Annotated in this window: 30 protein-coding genes; 27 read left to right on the forward strand and 3 right to left on the reverse strand. The window is 68.3% G+C overall.

What is annotated here, in order from left to right:
• Positions 1 to 2: 2 nt before the first annotated feature.
• The 23 genes from rplP (at position 3) to truA (ending at position 13621) form a co-directional block, all read left to right on the forward strand.
• The gene (rplP, locus tag ACR9Y5_RS04850; protein ID WP_018191961.1) at positions 3 to 422 is read left to right on the forward strand and encodes a 50S ribosomal protein L16; all 420 of its coding nucleotides are present in this window, start codon (positions 3 to 5) and stop codon (positions 420 to 422) included.
• On the forward strand, positions 422 to 751 hold the full coding sequence (gene rpmC / locus ACR9Y5_RS04855) for a 50S ribosomal protein L29 (protein WP_089908569.1): 330 nt from the start codon (positions 422 to 424) through the stop codon (positions 749 to 751). The genes rplP and rpmC overlap by 1 nt, the downstream gene beginning before the upstream one ends.
• Positions 751 to 1056, forward strand: coding sequence for a 30S ribosomal protein S17 (gene rpsQ / locus ACR9Y5_RS04860; protein WP_310130954.1), 306 nt, complete (start codon positions 751 to 753; stop codon positions 1054 to 1056). Before rpmC ends, rpsQ begins: the two co-directional genes overlap by 1 nt.
• Complete coding sequence (rplN, locus tag ACR9Y5_RS04865) at positions 1053 to 1421, forward strand: 50S ribosomal protein L14 (protein ID WP_018191958.1); 369 nt, start codon at positions 1053 to 1055, stop codon at positions 1419 to 1421. The genes rpsQ and rplN overlap by 4 nt, the downstream gene beginning before the upstream one ends.
• A gap of 3 nt (positions 1422 to 1424) precedes the next feature.
• Positions 1425 to 1784 carry a 50S ribosomal protein L24 gene (gene rplX, locus ACR9Y5_RS04870; protein WP_090035914.1) on the forward strand — a complete coding sequence of 120 codons (360 nt, stop codon included), beginning with the start codon at positions 1425 to 1427 and terminating at the stop codon, positions 1782 to 1784.
• Positions 1784 to 2371 (forward strand): 50S ribosomal protein L5, encoded by a 588-nt coding sequence (gene rplE, locus ACR9Y5_RS04875; protein WP_481296907.1) that lies wholly within the window; start codon positions 1784 to 1786, stop codon positions 2369 to 2371. Before rplX ends, rplE begins: the two co-directional genes overlap by 1 nt.
• Before the next feature lie 100 nt (positions 2372 to 2471).
• Complete coding sequence (gene rpsH / locus ACR9Y5_RS04880) at positions 2472 to 2870, forward strand: 30S ribosomal protein S8 (protein ID WP_310130950.1); 399 nt, start codon at positions 2472 to 2474, stop codon at positions 2868 to 2870.
• A 6-nt stretch (positions 2871 to 2876) separates the two neighbouring features.
• The gene (gene rplF, locus ACR9Y5_RS04885) at positions 2877 to 3413 is read left to right on the forward strand and encodes a 50S ribosomal protein L6 (RefSeq protein ID WP_410782601.1); all 537 of its coding nucleotides are present in this window, start codon (positions 2877 to 2879) and stop codon (positions 3411 to 3413) included.
• 2 nt (positions 3414 to 3415) lie between these two features.
• Positions 3416 to 3787 (forward strand): 50S ribosomal protein L18, encoded by a 372-nt coding sequence (rplR, locus tag ACR9Y5_RS04890; protein ID WP_481296908.1) that lies wholly within the window; start codon positions 3416 to 3418, stop codon positions 3785 to 3787.
• Positions 3784 to 4497 carry a 30S ribosomal protein S5 gene (rpsE, locus tag ACR9Y5_RS04895; RefSeq protein WP_310130943.1) on the forward strand — a complete coding sequence of 238 codons (714 nt, stop codon included), beginning with the start codon at positions 3784 to 3786 and terminating at the stop codon, positions 4495 to 4497. The genes rplR and rpsE overlap by 4 nt, the downstream gene beginning before the upstream one ends.
• Positions 4497 to 4682, forward strand: coding sequence for a 50S ribosomal protein L30 (gene rpmD / locus ACR9Y5_RS04900; RefSeq protein WP_018191951.1), 186 nt, complete (start codon positions 4497 to 4499; stop codon positions 4680 to 4682). Before rpsE ends, rpmD begins: the two co-directional genes overlap by 1 nt.
• Positions 4682 to 5368 (forward strand): 50S ribosomal protein L15, encoded by a 687-nt coding sequence (gene rplO, locus ACR9Y5_RS04905; protein ID WP_481296909.1) that lies wholly within the window; start codon positions 4682 to 4684, stop codon positions 5366 to 5368. Before rpmD ends, rplO begins: the two co-directional genes overlap by 1 nt.
• Positions 5369 to 5444: 76 nt before the next feature.
• Positions 5445 to 6767 (forward strand): preprotein translocase subunit SecY, encoded by a 1323-nt coding sequence (secY, locus tag ACR9Y5_RS04910; RefSeq protein WP_481296910.1) that lies wholly within the window; start codon positions 5445 to 5447, stop codon positions 6765 to 6767.
• On the forward strand, positions 6764 to 7378 hold the full coding sequence (locus ACR9Y5_RS04915; RefSeq protein ID WP_481296911.1) for an adenylate kinase: 615 nt from the start codon (positions 6764 to 6766) through the stop codon (positions 7376 to 7378). The genes secY and ACR9Y5_RS04915 overlap by 4 nt, the downstream gene beginning before the upstream one ends.
• A 2-nt stretch (positions 7379 to 7380) precedes the next feature.
• Positions 7381 to 8211 carry a type I methionyl aminopeptidase gene (gene map, locus ACR9Y5_RS04920; RefSeq protein WP_481296912.1) on the forward strand — a complete coding sequence of 277 codons (831 nt, stop codon included), beginning with the start codon at positions 7381 to 7383 and terminating at the stop codon, positions 8209 to 8211.
• Between the two features lie 179 nt (positions 8212 to 8390).
• Complete coding sequence (infA, locus tag ACR9Y5_RS04925) at positions 8391 to 8612, forward strand: translation initiation factor IF-1 (protein WP_011186713.1); 222 nt, start codon at positions 8391 to 8393, stop codon at positions 8610 to 8612.
• An 82-nt stretch (positions 8613 to 8694) separates the two neighbouring features.
• Positions 8695 to 8808: a 50S ribosomal protein L36 gene (gene rpmJ, locus ACR9Y5_RS04930; protein ID WP_011186712.1), complete on the forward strand. Its 114-nt coding sequence runs from the start codon at positions 8695 to 8697 to the stop codon at positions 8806 to 8808.
• A 149-nt stretch (positions 8809 to 8957) separates the two neighbouring features.
• Complete coding sequence (gene rpsM / locus ACR9Y5_RS04935) at positions 8958 to 9332, forward strand: 30S ribosomal protein S13 (protein WP_018191945.1); 375 nt, start codon at positions 8958 to 8960, stop codon at positions 9330 to 9332.
• 38 nt (positions 9333 to 9370) lie between these two features.
• Positions 9371 to 9769, forward strand: a complete 399-nt coding sequence (gene rpsK, locus ACR9Y5_RS04940) for a 30S ribosomal protein S11 (protein ID WP_018191944.1) — start codon at positions 9371 to 9373, stop codon at positions 9767 to 9769.
• 121 nt (positions 9770 to 9890) lie between these two features.
• Entirely contained in the window at positions 9891 to 10889 is a 999-nt protein-coding gene (locus tag ACR9Y5_RS04945; RefSeq protein ID WP_018191943.1) for a DNA-directed RNA polymerase subunit alpha, read from the forward strand.
• A 54-nt stretch (positions 10890 to 10943) separates the two neighbouring features.
• Positions 10944 to 11546, forward strand: coding sequence for a 50S ribosomal protein L17 (gene rplQ, locus ACR9Y5_RS04950; RefSeq protein ID WP_481296913.1), 603 nt, complete (start codon positions 10944 to 10946; stop codon positions 11544 to 11546).
• A gap of 163 nt (positions 11547 to 11709) precedes the next feature.
• On the forward strand, positions 11710 to 12735 hold the full coding sequence (locus ACR9Y5_RS04955; RefSeq protein ID WP_481296914.1) for an N-acetyltransferase family protein: 1026 nt from the start codon (positions 11710 to 11712) through the stop codon (positions 12733 to 12735).
• Positions 12725 to 13621 carry a tRNA pseudouridine(38-40) synthase TruA gene (truA, locus tag ACR9Y5_RS04960; protein WP_481296915.1) on the forward strand — a complete coding sequence of 299 codons (897 nt, stop codon included), beginning with the start codon at positions 12725 to 12727 and terminating at the stop codon, positions 13619 to 13621. The genes ACR9Y5_RS04955 and truA overlap by 11 nt, the downstream gene beginning before the upstream one ends.
• Positions 13622 to 13645: 24 nt before the next feature.
• Here the strand turns inward: truA and ACR9Y5_RS04965 are convergent, their stop codons facing one another.
• On the reverse strand, positions 13646 to 14485 hold the full coding sequence (locus tag ACR9Y5_RS04965; protein ID WP_481296916.1) for a helix-turn-helix transcriptional regulator: 840 nt from the start codon (positions 14483 to 14485) through the stop codon (positions 13646 to 13648).
• Positions 14486 to 14590: 105 nt separating this feature from the next.
• Between ACR9Y5_RS04965 and ACR9Y5_RS04970 the strand changes: the two genes are divergently transcribed.
• The 4 genes from ACR9Y5_RS04970 (at position 14591) to glmM (ending at position 18084) form a co-directional block, all read left to right on the forward strand.
• Entirely contained in the window at positions 14591 to 15529 is a 939-nt protein-coding gene (locus ACR9Y5_RS04970) for an SDR family oxidoreductase (protein WP_481296917.1), read from the forward strand.
• A 170-nt stretch (positions 15530 to 15699) separates the two neighbouring features.
• The gene (rplM, locus tag ACR9Y5_RS04975) at positions 15700 to 16146 is read left to right on the forward strand and encodes a 50S ribosomal protein L13 (protein ID WP_481296918.1); all 447 of its coding nucleotides are present in this window, start codon (positions 15700 to 15702) and stop codon (positions 16144 to 16146) included.
• 51 nt (positions 16147 to 16197) lie between these two features.
• Positions 16198 to 16695: a 30S ribosomal protein S9 gene (rpsI, locus tag ACR9Y5_RS04980; protein ID WP_481296919.1), complete on the forward strand. Its 498-nt coding sequence runs from the start codon at positions 16198 to 16200 to the stop codon at positions 16693 to 16695.
• Between the two features lie 27 nt (positions 16696 to 16722).
• Entirely contained in the window at positions 16723 to 18084 is a 1362-nt protein-coding gene (gene glmM, locus ACR9Y5_RS04985) for a phosphoglucosamine mutase (protein WP_481296920.1), read from the forward strand.
• A gap of 36 nt (positions 18085 to 18120) precedes the next feature.
• Here the strand turns inward: glmM and ACR9Y5_RS04990 are convergent, their stop codons facing one another.
• Both ACR9Y5_RS04990 and coaA read right to left on the reverse strand, forming a co-directional pair.
• Positions 18121 to 18429, reverse strand: a complete 309-nt coding sequence (locus ACR9Y5_RS04990; RefSeq protein WP_481296921.1) for a helix-turn-helix domain-containing protein — start codon at positions 18427 to 18429, stop codon at positions 18121 to 18123.
• Between the two features lie 78 nt (positions 18430 to 18507).
• Positions 18508 to 19446 carry a type I pantothenate kinase gene (coaA, locus tag ACR9Y5_RS04995; protein ID WP_481296922.1) on the reverse strand — a complete coding sequence of 313 codons (939 nt, stop codon included), beginning with the start codon at positions 19444 to 19446 and terminating at the stop codon, positions 18508 to 18510.
• Between the last annotated feature and the right edge of the window lie 62 nt (positions 19447 to 19508).

Below are 19508 nucleotides of genomic sequence, written 5' to 3' on the forward strand. Positions count from 1 at the left end.
CCATGTTGATCCCACGCAGAGTCAAGCACCGCAAGCAGCACCACCCTGGCCGTAGCGGCCAGGCGACCGGCGGCACGAAGGTCTCCTTCGGCGAGTTCGGCATCCAGGCCCTGACGCCCGCTTACGTGACCAACCGTCAGATCGAGTCCGCTCGTATCGCCATGACGCGTCACATCAAGCGCGGCGGCAAGGTGTGGATCAACATCTACCCCGACCGTCCGCTCACGAAGAAGCCGGCCGAGACCCGAATGGGTTCCGGTAAGGGTTCGCCGGAGTGGTGGGTCGCCAACGTCAAGCCGGGTCGCGTCCTCTTCGAGGTCTCCGGAGTCTCCGAGCAGCTCGCTCGCGAGGCCATGACCCGTGCAATCCACAAGCTGCCCCTCAAGGCACGCATCATCAAGCGCGAGGAGGGCGACGCGTAATGGCGATCGGATCCAAGGAGCTTGCCTCGAGCGAGCTCGACACTTTCGAAGACGAGCGTCTCGTCGACGAGCTGAAGAAGGCCAAGGAAGAGCTGTTCAACCTGCGCTTCCAGTCGGCCACCGGCCAGCTCGAGAGCCACGGCCGCCTGCGCGCCGTGAAGCGTGACATCGCTCGTATCTACACCGTGATCCGCGAGCGCGAGCTCGGGATCCGGGCGACCCCGGCCCCGGCCGAGGCCGCGCCGGCCGAGAAGAAGAAGACCCGTGCCAAGAAGGCGGCCCCGGCCGCCGAGGCCGAGGTCGACACCACGAATGAGGAGGCCAAGTAATGGCTGAGACCACCAAGGCCGCGGCCGCGGAGTCGGCGGCCGGCGAGGCCCTCGTCCGCGGGTACCGCAAGGCCCGCCGCGGTTACGTCGTCAGCGACAAGATGGACAAGACCATCGTCGTCGAGGTCGAGGACCGCGTGAAGCACCCCCTGTACGGCAAGGTCATCCGCCGCACCTCCAAGGTGAAGGCGCACGACGAGAACAACACCGCCGGCATCGGCGACCTCGTTCTCATCAACGAGACCCGTCCCCTGAGCGCCAGCAAGCGCTGGCGCCTGGTTGAGATTCTGGAGAAGGCCAAGTGATCCAGCAGGAATCCCGACTCAAGGTCGCCGACAACACCGGCGCCAAGGAACTCCTCGCGATCCGCGTGCTCGGCGGCTCGAGCCGTCGCTACGCCGGCCTCGGCGACGTCATCGTCGCCACGGTCAAGGACGCGATCCCGGGTGGGAACGTCAAGAAGGGCGACGTCGTCAAGGCGGTCGTCGTGCGTGTTCGCAAGAACACCCGCCGCCCGGACGGCTCCTACATCAAGTTCGACGAGAACGCCGCTGTCATCCTGAAGAACGACGGTGACCCCCGCGGCACGCGCATCTTCGGACCGGTCGGCCGCGAGCTCCGCGACAAGAAGTTCATGAAGATCATCTCGCTCGCACCGGAGGTGCTGTAACCCATGGCGAACATCAAGAAGGGCGACCTGGTCCAGGTCATCTCGGGCCGCTCGCAGGCCCGCGGTGGTGACCGTGGCAAGCAGGGTCGCGTCATCGAGGTTCTCGTCGAGCAGAACCGCGTCATCGTCGAGGGCGTCAACTTCGTGACCAAGCACGTGCGCGTCGGCCAGACGCAGCGTGGCACGAAGACCGGCGGCATCGAGACCCACGAGGCCCCGATCCACGTCTCGAACGTGGCGCTGGTCGACCCCGAGAGCAAGAAGCCGACCCGCGTCGGCTTCCGCGAAGAGAGCGTCACGAAGGACGGCGTCACCAAGACGGTCCGCGTTCGCTACGCCAAGAAGTCTGGTAAGGACCTGTAATGACCGACACTGCAACCGCTGCTGGCAAAATCCAGCCGCGCCTGAAGCAGAAGTACAAGAACGAGATCTCCAAGCAGCTCCAGGGGGACTTCGGCTTCACCAACGTGCACCAGGTGCCCGGTCTGGTGAAGATCGTCGTCAACATGGGTGTCGGCGAGGCGGCTCGTGACGGCAAGGTGATCGACGGTGCGGTCAACGACCTCACCCTGATCACCGGCCAGAAGCCTCAGGTCACCAAGGCCCGCAAGTCCATCGCGCAGTTCAAGCTGCGCGAGGGCCAGCCGATCGGCGCGCACGTCACGCTGCGCGGCGACCGCATGTGGGAGTTCCTCGACCGCCTGCTCACCCTCGCGCTTCCGCGTATCCGCGACTTCCGCGGCCTCAGCGACAAGCAGTTCGACGGGAACGGCAACTACACGTTCGGTCTCACGGAGCAGTCGATGTTCCACGAGATCAACCAGGACCGCATCGACCGCGTCCGCGGCATGGACATCACTGTGGTGACCACTGCCAAGAACGACGACGAGGGCCGCGCGCTGCTCAAGCAGCTCGGCTTCCCGTTCCGTTCGAGCGACGCTGCCAACTAGGCCCACCTGCGGGCCGGCCGCCCTGGCCGGCCCGCTTCCACCACAGGTCGTCAGTCGTGTAACGGCTGAACGAAACCTGGTGACCAAAGGAAACACCGAAATGACCATGACAGATCCGGTCGCAGACATGCTGACCAGACTGCGCAACGCGAACTCGGCTCACCACGACACCGTGTCGATGCCGCACTCGAAGCTCAAGGCCCACATCGCCGAGATCCTCACCAACGAGGGCTACATCTCCGGCTGGGAGGTGACCGACGCCCGCGTCGGCAAGACCCTGACCCTGAACCTCAAGTTCGGTCCGGACCGCGAGCGCTCCATCGCCGGTATCAAGCGCGTGTCGAAGCCCGGCCTCCGCGTCTACGCGAAGTCCACGGAGCTCCCCACGGTGCTCGGCGGCCTCGGCATCGCCATCCTGTCCACCTCCTCCGGTCTGCTCACGGACCGTCAGGCTGAGAAGAAGGGCGTGGGTGGGGAAGTCCTCGCCTACGTGTGGTAATCCGCCATGTCGCGTATTGGAAGACTGCCCATCGACATCCCCACCGGGGTCGATGTGAAGATCGACGGCCAGGCCGTCACCGTCAAGGGTCCGAAGGGTGAGCTGAGCCTCACCGTCGCGAACCCGATCGAGGTCAAGCTCGAGGAGAACCAGGTCCTGGTTACCCGTCCGGACGACGAGCGCGCTTCGCGTTCGCTGCACGGCCTCACCCGCACCCTCATCAACAACCAGATCATCGGCGTCACCCAGGGCTACTCCAAGGGCCTGGAGATCGTCGGCACCGGTTACCGCGTCGTGCAGAAGGGTGCGGCCGTCGAGTTCGCGCTCGGCTTCTCGCACCCGGTGACCGTGGAGCCGCCGGCCGGCATCACGTTCACGGTCGAGGGCAACAACCGCCTCACCGTGGCCGGGATCGACAAGCAGGCCGTCGGCGAGGTCGCCGCGAACATCCGCAAGATCCGCAAGCCCGAGCCGTACAAGGGCAAGGGCGTGCGCTACGCCGGCGAGGTCGTTCGTCGCAAGGCCGGAAAGGCTGGTAAGTAATCATGGCTCTGGGTACCAGAGGAAAGAGCAAGGCGGCCGCTCGCGACCGCCGTCACACCCGCCTTCGCAAGAAGATCGAGGGCACCGCGGTCCGTCCGCGCCTGGTCGTCACCCGTTCGGCCCGCCACGTCTTCGTGCAGGTCGTCGACGACGCGAAGGGCCGCACGCTGGCTTCCGCGTCGACCATGGAGGCCGACCTCCGCACGTTCGACGGTGACAAGACCGCCAAGGCCCGCAAGGTCGGCGAGCTCGTCGCCGAGCGCGCGAAGAGCGCCGGTGTCGACGCGGTCGTGTTCGACCGTGGTGGCAGCAAGTACGCGGGTCGCGTCGCCGCTGTCGCCGAGGGAGCTCGAGAGGGTGGACTGAACCTGTGAGCGACGCAAACAACAAGGAGCAGACCGTGGCCGATCAGGTAACGGACAGCACGCAGCCGGTCGAGACCGCTGCGGGCACCGACAACAACACCCGGAGCGAGCGCGAGCCGCGCCGCGGTGGCCGCGAGCGCAACCCCAACCGCGACCGTGGCAGCCGCGACGCCGACAAGAGCCAGTTCCTGGAGCGCGTCGTCACCATCAACCGCGTCTCGAAGGTCGTGAAGGGTGGTCGTCGCTTCAGCTTCACTGCTCTCGTGGTCGTCGGCGACGGCAACGGTCTGGTGGGCGTCGGCTACGGCAAGGCCCGTGAGGTGCCTCTGGCGATCTCGAAGGGCGTCGAGGAGGCGAAGAAGAACTTCTTCCGCGTCCCGCGCGTCGGCAACACCATCCCGCACCCGGTGCAGGGTGAGGCCGCCGCCGGCGTCGTCCTCCTGCGTCCGGCCGCCGCCGGTACCGGTGTTATCGCCGGTGGTCCGGTGCGCGCCGTGCTGGAGTGCGCGGGCATCCACGACGTCCTGAGCAAGTCGCTCGGCTCGTCGAACACGATCAACATCGTGCACGCGACCGTCGAGGCGCTGAAGCAGCTCGAGGAGCCCCGTGCCGTGGCTGCCCGCCGTGGCCTCGACTACGACCAGGTCGCCCCGGCGCGCCTGCTTCGCACTGAGGCAGCGCTGGCCGAGGCCGCCGCGACCGCGAAGGCAGGTGCCTGATGGCTGCGCGTCTGAAGATCACGCAGATCAAGTCGAAAGTGAGCGAGAAGCAGTACCAGCGCGACACGCTGCGCAGTCTGGGACTGAAGCGCATCGGTGACGTCGTCGTCCGCGAGGACAACCCGCAGAACCGCGGGTACGTCAACACCGTCGCTCACCTGGTGAAGGTTGAGGAGATCGACTAATGGCTGAGGATAAGGCCACCACCGAGGCCGCCGAGAAGCCGGCCACCAAGAAGCCCGCGGCCAAGGCCGCGAGCACGAAGGCTGCCGCCGACAAGCCGGCCGCCGCAAAGACCAGCACCGCGAAGAAGGCTCCGGCCAAGTCGACGGCTTCCGCCGCCGACAAGACCGCCGCCTCGACGAAGGACGACACGGTGGCCGCAAAGCCGACCGCCAAGGCATCGGCCAAGAAGGACGTCGCGGAGCCCCGCGAGCAGGTCCTGAAGGTTCACCACCTCCGTCCCGCCGCCGGCGCCAAGAAGGACAAGACCCGCGTCGGACGCGGTGAGGGTTCGAAGGGTAAGACGGCCGGCCGCGGTACAAAGGGCACCAAGGCGCGTTACCAGGTCCGGCCCGGTTTCCAGGGCGGCCAGCTTCCGCTGCACATGCGTGCGCCGAAGCTGCGCGGCTTCAAGAACCCGTTCCGGGTCGAGTACCAGGTCGTGAACCTGGAGAAGCTCGCCGAGCTGTACCCGTCCGGCGGTGACGTCACCGTCGCGGACCTCGTCGCCAAGGGCGCCGTTCGCAAGAACGAGAAGGTCAAGGTTCTCGGCAACGGGGACATTGCGGTTAAGCTGAACGTTGCGGTCGACAAGGTCTCCGGCTCTGCCGAGCAGAAGATCGTCGCCGCTGGTGGCTCCGTCCAGTAGCCACCCGAACAGCAGTCGAGTCGGGTGGCCGGGAGACCGGCCACCCGACTGACTCTTAGGAAAGCAGGACGCAGGTTTGTTTAGCGCCGTTGCGCGGATCTTCCGCACCCCGGATCTTCGCCGGAAGATCTTCTTCACCCTGGGCATCATCGCCCTCTTCCGGTTGGGCTCCTTCATCCCTGCGCCGTTCGTCGACTTCGGTAACGTCCAGACCTGTCTGAACGCCAACCAGGACACGTCCGGCCTCTACTCGCTGGTGAACCTGTTCTCCGGCGGCGCGCTCCTCAAGCTCTCGATCTTCGCGCTCGGCATCATGCCGTACATCACCGCGTCGATCATCGTGCAGCTGCTGCGCGTCGTCATCCCGCGCTTCGAGACCCTCTACAAAGAGGGCCAGGCGGGCCAGGCCAAGCTGACGCAGTACACGCGCTACCTCACCATCGCGCTGGGCGTCCTGCAGTCCACCACCCTCATCACCGTCGCCCGCAGCGGCGCGCTGTTCGGCACCACCGCCGTCTCGCAGTGCACGCAGCTCATCACGGACGACTCGTGGTACGCCATCATGCTGATGGTCATCACGATGACCGCCGGTACCGGCCTCATCATGTGGATGGGCGAGCTCGTCACCGAGCGCGGCATCGGCAACGGCATGTCGCTCCTGATCTTCACCTCGATCGCAGCGCAGTTCCCGTCGTCTCTCTGGGCGGTCGGCCAGTCGCAGGGCATCGAGATCCTGCTGGTCGTGATCGCGATCGGACTGCTCATCGTCATGGGCGTCGTCTTCGTCGAGCAGTCGCAGCGCCGCATCCCCGTCCAGTACGCGAAACGGATGGTCGGCCGGCGGACCTACGGCGGCAACAACACGTACATCCCGATCAAGGTCAACATGGCCGGCGTCGTGCCCGTCATCTTCGCCTCGTCGCTGCTGTACCTGCCCGCCCTGATCGCGCAGTTCAACCAGCCCGCCGCGGGCAAGGCCCCGGCGGCGTGGGTGACCTGGATCACCAACTACCTGACCAAGGGCGACCACCCGCTCTACATGCTCCTGTACTTCCTCCTGATCGTGGGGTTCACGTACTTCTACGTGGCCATCACCTTCAACCCGGAGGAGGTCGCGGACAACATGAAGAAGTACGGCGGCTTCATCCCCGGCATCCGCGCGGGCCGCCCGACGGCCGAGTACCTGGACTACGTGCTCACCCGCGTGACGCTGCCCGGCTCGTTCTACCTCGGAATCATCGCGCTGATCCCATTGGTTGCCTTCGCCCTGATCGGTGCGAGCCAGAACTTCATGTTCGGCGGTACATCCATCCTGATCATCGTCGGTGTCGGACTGGAGACGGTCAAGCAGATCGACTCCCAGCTCCAGCAGCGGCATTACGAAGGGCTTCTGCGTTGACCCGAATGCTGATCGTCGGTCCCCCCGGAGCGGGCAAAGGCACCCAGGCCTCCCGCATCACCACCGCATACGGGATCCCCGACATCTCCACGGGCGACATCTTCCGGGCCAACATCAAGAACGAGACCGAGCTCGGCAAGCAGGTCAAAGCCATCGTGGATGCGGGCGACTACGTGCCCGACAGCCTCACCAACCAGCTGGTCGCCGACCGGCTGGGCGAAGACGACGCCGCCTCCGGCTTCCTGCTCGACGGCTACCCGCGGACGCTCGCCCAGGTCGAGTACCTCGACGAGCTGCTGGCCGGCCAAGGCGAGAAGCTCGACGCCGTCATCCAGCTGACCGCCGACCAGGACGAGATCGTGGAGCGCCTCAGCAAGCGCGCCCACGAGCAGGGCCGCGCGGACGACTCGGAGGAGGCGATCCGCCACCGCCAGCAGGTGTACCTGCGCGAGACGTCCCCGCTCATCGACGTGTACCGTGAGCGCGGTCTCCTCGTCCCTGTCGACGGCCTCGGCGGGATCGACGAGGTCGCCGAGCGCATCGCCGCTGCGCTGGCCGAGCGGGGGATCCTCCCCGTCGCCGGTGCCTCGACGGGCGAGTCCGTGGCCTGACGGTGGTCTTCAAGAGGTCGATCTACAAGTCGCCAGCCCAGTTGCGCGACATGGTCGCGCCCGGGCTTGCGACGGCCGCCTCCCTCGAGAGCGTCGCCGCGGCCGTGGCGCCGGGCGTCTCGACGCTCGAACTGGACGCGATCGCCGAGCGTGCGATCGTCGACGCCGGGGGAGCGTCCAACTTCAAACTGGAGCCGGGCTACCACCACACGATCTGCGCCTCGGTCAACGACGAGGTCGTGCACGGCATCCCGGGCGCGCGCATCCTCGAACCGGGCGACATCCTCTCGGTGGATAGCGGCGCGATCCTGAACGGCTGGAACGGGGATGCGGCGCGCACCTTCGTTCTGCCCGATCCCGCGCATCCCGAGACCGTGGCCGAGCGGCAGCGTCTCTCGGACGTGACCGAGCAGTCGCTCTGGCGCGGCATCGCCAGGCTCGCTTCCGCGCGCTACCTCAACGAGGTGGGGGAGGCGATCGAGGACTACATCATGTCGCAGGGTGACTACGGAATCCTCACCGACTACATCGGCCACGGCATCGGCCGGCGGATGCACGAGGAGCCTCCGGTGTTCAACTACCGCGTGCGCGCCAAGGGCCCGGAGATCAAGCCCGGGCTGGTCGTCGCGATCGAGCCGATGGTCGTCCTGGGCTCCCAGGAGACGTACGTCAGGGACGACGGCTGGACCGTCGCCACGGAGGACTCGTCGGCCGCGGCGCACTGGGAGCACAGCGTCGCCGTGCACGCCAACGGCATCTGGGTGCTGACCGCGCGCGACGGTGGCGCGGCGGGTCTCGCGCCGTTCGGTGTGACTCCGACCCCCATCGCGTGACCCGCCGGAGCCGTCTCGACGCCGGTTCGCTCAGAGCGCGCGCAGATGATACACGCGGATTGGCGGAATCGCGTCCTTTCCCATAAGATAGATCCTTGGTGTCTTAGGCACGTTTCAGACGAGCCTTCCGCCGATCAACGCACGACCAGCAAACCACTACTTTTAGCGACAGTGAGGCTATGGCCAAAAAAGACGGTGTCATCGAGATCGAAGGATCCGTGATCGAAGCTCTCCCCAACGCGATGTTCCGCGTCGAGCTGACGAACGGTCACAAGGTTCTTGCCCACATCTCCGGCAAGATGCGCCAGCACTACATCCGCATCCTCCCCGAGGACCGCGTGATCGTCGAGCTGAGCCCCTACGATCTGACCCGCGGCCGGATCGTCTACCGCTACAAGTAAAGGTCTGCTGTAAGTAACGGCCTCGCCCAACGGGTCGCCCCGGGCGAGGTACGAGGACAGCGAACAAAGGTAAGAGTCACTCATGAAGGTCAACCCCTCCGTCAAGAAGATCTGCGACAAGTGCAAGGTCATCCGTCGCAACGGCCGGGTCATGGTCATCTGCGAGAACCCGCGTCACAAGCAGCGCCAGGGCTGAGCGAACGCGGCTGAACGCAGTCACAACCGAATAGAAGAACAGGCGATGCCAGAACCCGCACCCGGAGACGGACGCGGGGGACACCCTCGGAGGAGGCCGGGGCACCGGGATCGCTGCAGACCTCCACTCATCACAGGAGAAGCCAACACATGGCACGTCTAGCAGGCGTCGACATCCCGCGCGAGAAGCGTGTGGAGGTCGCACTCACCTACATCTACGGAGTCGGCCGCACCCGCGCCCTCCAGACTCTGCGCGAGACCGAGATCTCGGGCGACATCCGCGTCAAGGACCTGACCGACGAGCAGCTCGTCGCTCTCCGCGACTACATCGAGGGCAACTTCAAGGTGGAGGGCGACCTGCGCCGCGAGGTGGCCGCCGACATCCGCCGCAAGGTCGAGATCGGCAGCTACGAGGGCATCCGCCACCGCAAGGGCCTCCCGGTCCGCGGCCAGCGCACCAAGACCAACGCTCGTACCCGCAAGGGTCCGAAGCGCACCGTGGCCGGCAAGAAGAAGGCGCGCTAAGGCCCGCGGCCCCACGCTCTTAGGATTCAGGAGAAGAAATGGCAGCACCCAAGTCGGCCGCTCGCAAGCCGCGCAAGAAGGAAAAGAAGAACATCGCTGTGGGCCAGGCCCACATCAAGAGCACGTTCAACAACACGATCGTCTCGATCACCGACACCACCGGTGCGGTCATCAGCTGGGCCTCGTCCGGCGGCGTCGGGTTCAAGGGCTCCCGCAAGTCGACCCCGTTCGCGGCGCAGCTCGCCGCCGAGTCGGCTGCGCGCCAGGCGCAGGAGCACGGCATGAAGAAGGTCGACGTCTTCGTCAAGGGCCCCGGTTCGGGTCGCGAGACGGCGATCCGCTCCCTCCAGGCCGCCGGCCTCGAGGTCGGCTCGATCAACGACGTCACCCCGCAGGCGCACAACGGTTGCCGCCCGCCCAAGCGCCGTCGCGTCTAAGCAGTTCTCTTCAGTCCGCCGCAGGCGGCGACTCCACCGGGTCGCCGCCTGACGGCGTGACACCCCCACCTCAGTAGAAGCGAATGTCATATAGCGGACATTCAGCCGAAAGGAATCAATAGTGCTCATTGCACAGCGTCCTACGCTCACCGAAGAGAACATCTCCGAGTTCCGCTCGCGGTTCGTCATCGAGCCCCTGGAGCCCGGCTTCGGCTACACCCTCGGCAACTCCCTGCGCCGCACCCTGCTCTCCTCCATCCCCGGCGCTGCGGTCACCAGCATCCGCATCGACGGCGTGCTGCACGAGTTCAGCACCGTGCCGGGCGTGAAGGAGGACGTGACCGAGATCATCCTGAACATCAAGGGTCTGGTGGTCTCCAGCGAGCACGACGAGCCGATCACCGCGTACCTCCGCAAGACGGGCGCCGGTCAGGTCACCGCCGCCGACATCTCGGCCCCGGCCGGTGTGGAGATCCACAACCCCGAGCTCGTGATCGCGACGCTCAACGACAAGGCGAAGTTCGAGGTCGAGCTGACCATCGAGCGCGGCCGCGGCTACGTCTCGGCGCAGCAGAACCGCAACGAGTACAGCGAGGCGGGCCAGATCCCGATCGACTCGATCTACTCGCCCGTGCTCAAGGTCACCTACCGCGTCGAGGCCACCCGTGCCGGTGAGCGCACCGACTTCGACCGTCTGGTCGTCGACGTGGAGACCAAGCCCGCGATCAGCCCGCGCGACGCCATCGCCTCGGCCGGCCGCACCCTGGTCGAGCTGTTCGGTCTGGCCCGCGAGCTCAACAGCGCGGCCGAGGGCATCGAGATCGGCCCCGCGCCGGTCGACGCCGTCCTCAGCTCCGAGCTGTCGATGCCGATCGAGGACCTCGACCTGTCGGTCCGCTCGTACAACTGCCTCAAGCGCGAGGGCATCAACACCGTGAGCGAGCTCGTCTCGCTGTCGGAGACGCAGCTCATGAACATCCGCAACTTCGGTCAGAAGTCGGTGGATGAGGTCAAGGACAAGCTGACGGAGATGGGCCTGTCGCTGAAGGACTCGGTCCCCGGGTTCGACGGCGCCCACTTCTACAGCGGGTACGACGAGGACGAGTCCACCACCATCTGAGGCTCGTCGTCCGACTCAGCCATCAGACCTTTTCAACACTGGAGATAACCGATCATGCCTAAGCCCACCAAGGGCCCCCGCCTCGGGGGCGGCCCGGCGCACGAGCGCCTGCTGCTCGCGAACCTGGCCGCTGCGCTCTTCACCCACAAGAGCATCAAGACCACCGAGACCAAGGCCAAGCGCCTCCGTCCCGTGGCCGAGCGCCTGATCACCTTCGCGAAGCGCGGCGACCTGCACGCCCGCCGTCGCGTGCTCGCTGTGATCAGCGACAAGTCCGTCGTGCACGAGCTCTTCACGGAGATCGCGCCGCTGGTCGCCGAGCGTGAGGGCGGCTACACCCGCATCACGAAGCTCGGCTTCCGTAAGGGCGACAACGCCCCGATGGCCCAGATCGAGCTCGTCCTCGAGCCGGTCACCCCGAAGGTGAAGTCGACCAAGACCTCCACTGCCCCCAAGGCTGCGCCGGTCGAGGAGACCCCCGCGGAGGAGCCTGCTGCCGAAGAGGCCGCGACCGAAGAGGCCGCGACCGAGGAGACTCCGGTCGACGAGACCAGCACCGAGACCGCGGCCGCCGAGGCCGAGGTCGCGGAGGACGCGACCGCCGACGCCGAGGCCGCCGGTGAGACCGACGCCGAGACCGAGGCGGAGAAGGCGTAACACCCTCCTGCTCTCACGAAGGCCCCGCATCCCCGGATGCGGGGCCTTCGTCGTTGCCGGCGATCGAGGGGTCGCAACGCGCCGTTATGGCCGCGGGATAACGGCGTGTTGCGACCCCTCGATGAGCGGGCGCGGGTGGGAGGCGAGGCTCTAGGGTGAAGGGATGACCGACGACACCCTGCCGCCGCTCCGCGAGCGCGTCACCGCGCCGCCGACCTACCGCCCGCAGCATCCCCTCATCGCCGAGTGGAGGCCCGCGACTGCGGCCGATGTGGATGCGGTGCACGAGGTGTACAGGGCGATCGCCGTCCAGGACCACCCCAACTACGTCGCCACGCGCGAAGAGGTCGAGGAGGAGCTCGGCTACAGCTTCATCGACCTGGAAGCCGACTCGCTCCTGGCCGTCACCGCCGACGGACGCGTCGCCGCTCTCGGCATCGTGATGGAGCCGCCGCGGCAGGAGACGCTGGTGCGCGAGTTCATGAACGGCGGGGTGCATCCCGAGTTCCGGGGCCGGGGGATCGGGCGCGAGCTGCTCGCCTGGCAGCGCGCCCGCGGCGAGCAGAAGCTGGCCGGGTCGGAGAAGACGCTCCCCGGGTGGCTCGTGGGCTACGCGGACCGCCGGGCCCCGGACCGCGAGCGGCTGCTGCTCGCCGGCGGGTTCGAGGTGGCCCGCTACTTCCGCACCATGGAGCGCGACCTGCGTGACCCGATCCCCGAGGTGTCGCCGACGATGGAGGTGCGGATCGCGCCGTACACGAGCGAGCTGGCCGAGGCCGTCCACGCGGCCCGGGACGACGCCTTCCGCGACCACTGGGGCAGCCAGCCGCTGAGCGACGAGCAGTTCGCCGGCCTCGTGTCCGGGCTCTTCGTGCCGGAGCTGTCATACGTGGCCATGGCGGGCGGCGAGGTCGCCGGCGTGCTGCTCACCGATGTGAACGAGGACGACTGGCCCGGCCAGGGCTTCACCGGCGCCTACGTGTCCACCGTCGCGGTGATCCGGCCGTACCGCGGGCGCCGCATCGCGCCGACGCTGCTGCGTGCCGTGCTCGAGGCGTGTGCCGCGCGCGGCTGGGACAAGGTGGTGCTCGACGTCGACGCCGAGAACCCCACCGGCGCGCTCGGCCTCTACACGGGGATGGGCTTCGTCACCACGCAGGCCGAGACGGGGCTCGTCCGTGCCTACTGATCCGGCGCCGGCCGCCCCGGCCGCGGAACGGTCGCGCCGGTACCGGCTCGACATCGCCTACCAGGGGACGGACTTCAACGGCTGGGGACGCCAGCCCGGGCTGCGGACGGTGCAGGGGACGCTGGAGGACGCCCTCGCGACGATCTTCCGCCGGGCGGGGGAGCCGCCGCTCCTGACCGTCGCCGGCCGAACGGATGCCGGGGTGCACGCCGTCGGGCAGGTCGCCCACGTCGACCTGTCCCCGGCGCACGAGGCGGTCCTGCGGAAGCCGCACGGGAAGCGTCCGCCGCTGTCCGCCGAGGGCGCGCTCGGTCGGCGGTTGAACGGCATCCTGGGTCCGGTGTCCGACGTCGTGGTGCTGGCCGCGACGGTCGCGCCCGAAGGGTTCGACGCGCGCTTCTCGGCCCTCTGGCGACGCTACGAATACCGTGTCGCCGACCGCGCGGCCCTCCGTGACCCGCTGCAGCGCCACCGGACCGCCTGGGTGTCGGCGGACCTCGACGTGGATGCGATGGACATGGCCGCCCACGGGCTGCTCGGCCTCCACGACTTCGCCAGCTACTGCAAGGCCCGCGAGGGTGCGACGACCATCCGGACCCTCCAGGCGTTCAGCTGGCGCCGCGACTCGGACGGAGTGCTCGTCGCCGAGCTGACGGCCGACGCCTTCTGCCACAGCATGGTGCGCGCGCTGGTCGGAGCGTGCGTCGAGGTGGGGGAGGGCAAGCTCGGCCCCGGCGACCTGGTGGTGCTGCGCGACGAGAAGCAGCGCACCAGCGCCTTCAGGGTGATGCCCGCGCGCGGCCTCACCCTGATGGAGGTCGGCTACCCCGAGGGAGCGGAGCTGGCCCTCCGTGCGGAGCGCACGCGCGCGATGCGCGAGCTCTAGCGTCCGCTCCGGCGCGGTGGCCTCTCAGTGCAGTGTCTGGGCCCCGATGACCGACAGCAGTCGCAGCTTCTCCGCGGACTCGCTGCCGGGTATCGCGGTGTAGACGAGCAGCGAATGCGCCTGACCCGGGTCGACGAGCTGCTGGCAGTGCAGTTCGAGTTCCCCGACCTCCGGGTGCGCGAAATGCTTGACCTCGTTCGGCCGGAGCCCGACCTCGTGCGCCGCCCAGAGCGTCCGGAATTCGGCGCTGCGGCCGAGGACGTACTCCGCTAGTGCGGCCGCTCGCGAGCCGGGGCCGCGCGCTGTCACGATCTCGCGCAGGCCGGAGGCGAACATCCGGCTCAGGAAGTCGTGGTCGCGAGACGCGTACAGCCGGCGCGACCCGGGGTCGGTGAACCACCGCACCCCGAGGCTGCGCTCCGGTCCGCGGAGCGACGCCGTGTCGCCGGTCAGAGCCACGCCCATCCTGCTCTGCCGCAGCGTCTCTCCCAGCTCGGTCACGATCTCGGCAGGGGTGTCGTCGAGCCGGTCGAGCACGCGCAGCAGGCCGGGACTCACGTGCTCGCTCTCGGGGCCGTGCGCCGGCGGGGTGTGGCCGGCGAGGCGGAACAGGTGATCGCGCTCCGCATGGGAGAGATGCAGCCCCTGTGCGATCGAGGCGAGCATCTGCTCGGACGGCTGGGGCCCCCGTTCCCGCTCCAGCCGGGCGTAGTAGTCGACGGACATGTGGGCCAGTGCCGCCACTTCCTCGCGCCGCAGCCCGGACGTGCGGCGCCGGCTGCCGCGCGGAAGACCCACGTCCTCCGGCTGGAGCAGTTCGCGCCGTGTCCGGAGGAATTCGGCGAGTCCGATGCGGTCGATCACCACTCATGTCTACCGTCTGGCGCGCTCCGTAACCACGGATCGCCGGGCCGTGGCTACGGAGCGCCCGAGCGTCCAGGGTGGAGTCACCGAACGAAGGAGAACACCGTGGCACGCTCGATCGACATCGACATCCCCTCACTCACCGGCAAACGTGCCGTCGTCACCGGGGCCAGCGACGGCATGGGAGCGGTCATCGCGGCGCGGCTTGCACAGGCGGGCGCGGACGTCGTCATGCCGGTGCGCAACCGTGCGAAGGGAGCAGCGGCGGCGGATCGGATCCGTTCGGCCTTCCCGGATGCGCACCTGGTGCTTCGCGACCTCGACCTGGCGTCGCTCGACTCGGTCGCCGCCTTCGGCGAGGGGATGCGAACGGACGGGCGGCCGGTCAACCTCCTCATCAACAACGCCGGGCTGATGACGCCGCCGGAGCGCCGCACCACGGTGGACGGGTTCGAGCTGCAGTGGGGCACCAACCTCCTCGGCCATGTCGCGCTCGTGGGAGCCCTCTTCCCCCTGCTGCAGGACGGGCGCGCGCGGGTCACATCCCAGGTGAGCGTCGCAGCGCGGAGCGGCTCCGTCGACTGGGACGATCTCGCCGGCGAACGGCGGTACCGCGCCCAAGCGGCATACAGCGCCTCGAAGATCGCCCTCGGACTGTTCGGGCTCGAGCTGGATCGCCGCAGCGCGGCGAGCGGCTGGGGGATCACCAGCAACCTCGCGCACCCCGGAGTCGCTCCGACCAACCTGCTCGCTGCGCAGCCCGGGTACGGACGTGCGGCGGACACCGGGGCGGTCCGCCTGATCCGCTGGCTGTCCGCCCGCGGCATCCTGGTCGGCACCCCGGAGACGGCCGCGCTGCCCGCGCTGCTCGCCGCGACAGCTCCGGAGGCGGAAGGTGGCCGGATGTACGGCCCGAGCGGACCGGGTCACCTGGGCGGCGCACCGGCGGAGCAGACCCTGTACCCGCCGCTCCGCGACAGGGCGGAGGCCGCCAGGGTGTGGGATGTCGCCGAGCACCAGACGGGTCTCTCCCTCCCGGTTTGACCGCATGCTCCCGGCTCCCGTAGTATTGCTCTTTGGTGTCCGGGCCCCCTGCGGCCGGACGCACGAACGTGAGCCCTCCACCGGTCCGGTTCTCTCGCCATCGGCGTGCGAACCCCCATAGGAGCGGGATTCACGAACACCTCCGTTCGAGACAGAAAGCAGCCACTACTGTGACGCGCACCTATTCCCCGAAGGCAGACGAGATCCAGCGCGACTGGGTCGTCATCGACGCGACCGATGTCGTGCTCGGCCGTCTCGCCAGCCACACCGCCGCGCTGCTGCGCGGCAAGCACAAGCCGACCTTCGCCCCGCACATGGACATGGGCGACTTCGTCATCATCGTGAACGCCGACAAGGTCGCTCTGACCGGCCAGAAGGCCGCGCAGAAGAAGGCCTACCGCCACTCGGGCTACCCGGGCGGCCTCAAGGCGACCACCTACGCCGAGCTCCTCGAGAAGAACCCGATCCGCGCCGTCGAGAAGGCCGTCCGCGGCATGCTCCCGAAGAACTCCATCGGTCGCGCCCAGCTCCGCAAGCTGAAGGTCTACACCGGAAGCGAGCACCCGCACGCCGCCCAGCAGCCGAAGCACTACACGCTCGGCCAGGTCGCCCAGTAACGCCGGCGACGCAGACCTTCAGACTTCAAGAGACAAAGGATTATCACCACCGTGGCGAAGATCGCAGACAGCATCGACTCGGCCCAGGCCGAGAACGTCGAGTCCTACTCGACCGAGACCCCGGCCTCTGAGGCCCCGGCCGCCCCGCGCGCCGTCCTCTCCGTCCCCGGCGCGGCCGTCGGCCGCCGCAAGGAGGCCATCGCGCGCGTGCGCCTGGTCCCGGGTTCCGGCACCCTCACGGTCAACGGCCGTGAGTTCGCGGACTACTTCCCGAACAAGCTGCACCAGCAGCTCATCACCGACCCGTTCAAGGTGCTCGACCTCATCGGCTCCTACGACGTGGTCGCCCGCATCACCGGCGGCGGCCCCTCCGGCCAGGCGGGCGCCCTGCGCCTCGCCATCGCGCGCGCTCTCAACGAGATCGACCGCGAGAACAACCGCCCGACCCTCAAGAAGGCCGGCTTCCTGACCCGCGACGCTCGCGTCACCGAGCGCAAGAAGGCCGGTCTCAAGAAGGCCCGCAAGGCGTCGCAGTTCTCCAAGCGTTGACGCTCGCGAGCGTCTAGGCTTCGGTTCATGCCCCGCCTTTTCGGAACCGACGGCGTTCGCGGTCTCGCGAACGGCAGTCTCACCGCCGACCTGGCGCTCGGCCTTGCGCAGTCAGCTGCTGCTGTACTGACGCAAGGCCGAAGCGCCGAGGCGCGCCGCGCCGCCGGCAAGCGCCCTTCGGCCATCGTCGCCCGCGACCCCCGCGTCTCGGGCGAGTTCCTCTCCGCCGCCGTGGCGGCCGGGCTGGCCAGCTCCGGCATCGACGTGTACGACGCGGGAGTCATCCCCACGCCCGCTGCGGCGTTCCTCATCGCCGACTTCGACGCGGACTTCGGTGTGATGGTGTCGGCGTCGCACAACCCGGCGCCCGACAACGGGATCAAGATCTTCGCCCGCGGTGGCACCAAGCTCCCGGACATCGTCGAGGACCGCATCGAGCAGCACCTCGACCTCGACAAGCTGACGCCCACAGGCGCGGCCGTCGGCCGCATCCGCCGCTTCGCCGACGCGGAGGACCGTTACGTGGTCCACCTGCTGGCCAGCCTGCCGCACAGGCTCGACGGCATCCACGTCGTGCTCGACTGCGCCCACGGCGCGGCCGCCGGCATCTCGCCGGAGGTGTTCACCGACGCCGGCGCCCGGGTCACCGTGATCGGCGACTCCCCGGACGGCATGAACATCAACGACGGGGTCGGCTCCACCCACCTCGACAAGCTCGCGGAGGCGGTGCTCGCCGCCGGCGCCGATGTCGGCATCGCCCACGACGGCGACGCGGACCGCTGCCTCGCGATCGACGCGAACGGCAACGTCGTCGACGGCGACCAGATCATGGCCATCCTCGCGGTCGGCATGAAGGAGCGCGGCAAGCTGCACGAGGACACGCTGGTCGCCACGGTCATGAGCAACCTCGGCCTGAAGCTGGCCATGCGCGAACACGGCATCCGGGTCGTGGAGACGGCGGTCGGCGACCGCTACGTGCTCGAGGAGATGAACGAGCACGACTTCTCCCTCGGCGGTGAGCAGTCCGGCCACGTCATCATGCGCGAGTTCGCGACCACCGGCGACGGCATCCTCACCGGACTCCACCTCCTCAGCGAGATGGCGCGCCAGAAGAAGTCGCTCGCCGAGCTGGCCAGTGTGATGACCGTGTACCCGCAGGTGATGGTGAACGTGAAGAACGTCGACCACCACGGCGTCCACACCGACGAACTGCTGCGGACGGCCGTTCAGACCGCGGAGAGCGCCCTGGGCGACAGCGGTCGGGTGCTGCTCCGTCCCTCCGGCACCGAGCCGCTGGTGCGCGTGATGGTGGAGGCGGCCGATCAGGAGACCGCGGAGCGCCTGGCCGCCGAGCTGGCCGACGTGGTGCGCGAGCGCCTGTCGCTCTGAGGACCGTCCACATCGCCAGACGGCCGACGCGAGCGCCTAGCGCGACTCCTGCGCCCGGCGCGCGGCGATGAAGTCGGCGACCGAGTAGGCGCGCGAGCGGTCCGGCAGCATGTCGGCGCCGTAGAGACCGCGCATGAGCTCGGCCGGATCCACGTCGAGTGCGGTCGCGAGACGGACGATCGTGTGCAGCTCGGAGTTCGCCTCGCCGCGCTCGACTCGGCCGTAGTTGGTCACGTGCATGTCCGCGAGCCCGGCGATGTCCTCCTGGCTCATGCCCAGGGCGATGCGCGCCTCGCGCACGCGGCGGCCGAACACTTCGGCGGCGCGGGAGCGTGGAGTTGGCATGCCTCATGCCTACGGGATGTGTGCATCCCCGGCCAGAGCTTGACAGCCTCCCGCATCTGGACGTGAGGTCTGAATGCCCTACAGCTTGCGGAGCAGGACCGAGCTGACGGCGTGGTCCTCGTCCTTGCGCAGCACCAGCTTCGCGCGCGAGCGTGTCGGCCGGATGTTCTGCACGAGGTTCGGCTCGTTGATGCTCGACCAGATCGCGGCGGCCCGGGCCCGCGCCTGCTCCTCGGTCAGCGACGCGTAGCGGTGGAAGTACGACTTCGGGTTGGCGAACGCGCCGCGCTGCAGCTTCAGGAAGCGCTCCTCGTACCAGCGGGCGATGTCACGGGTGCGCGCATCCACGTAGACGCTGAAGTCGAAGAGGTCGCTCACGGCGAGCCGGTTGCCGCCGCCCGCGGGCTGCAGCACGTTCAGTCCCTCGACGATGAGAACGTCGGGACGGCGCACCACGATCTCCGCGTCCGGCACGATGTCGTAGCTGAGGTGGGAGTAGAACGGAGCGCGAACCTCGGGGGCTCCGCTCTTGATGGCGGTGACGAAGCGCAGCAGCGCTTTGCGGTCGTACGACTCGGGGAAGCCCTTGCGCTCCATGAGGCCGCGCCGCTCGAGCTCGGCGTTCGGGAGCAGGAAGCCGTCCGTGGTGACGAGCTCGACGCGGGGGGTGTCGTCCCAGCGCGACAGCAGCTCGCGGAGGAGGCGCGCGATGGTGGACTTGCCCACGGCGACGGAACCCGCGACGCCGATCACGAACGGCGTGCTCGCCGCGCGCTCGCCGAGGAAGTCGCTGGTGACCCGGTGCAGCTGCTTGGCGCCGCCGACGTAGAGGTTGAGCAGACGGCTCAACGGCAGGTAGACCTCTTCCACCTCGCGCATGTCGAGCGGATCGCCGAGGCCGCGCAGCTGCACGACCTCGGTCTCCAGCAGCGGGAGGCGCGTGTTCTGCGCCAGCTCGGCCCAGTCGCTCCGGCTCAGCTCGACGAAGGGGGTGGAGGAGTCACCGTTCGGAAGCATAGGGCACCCAGTCTAGGGGCGGCCTCCCAGCAGGGCTTCATCCGGGCCCACGATAGACTCGT

It is taken from the genome of Leifsonia sp. KNZ13-11D, assembly GCF_056754895.1.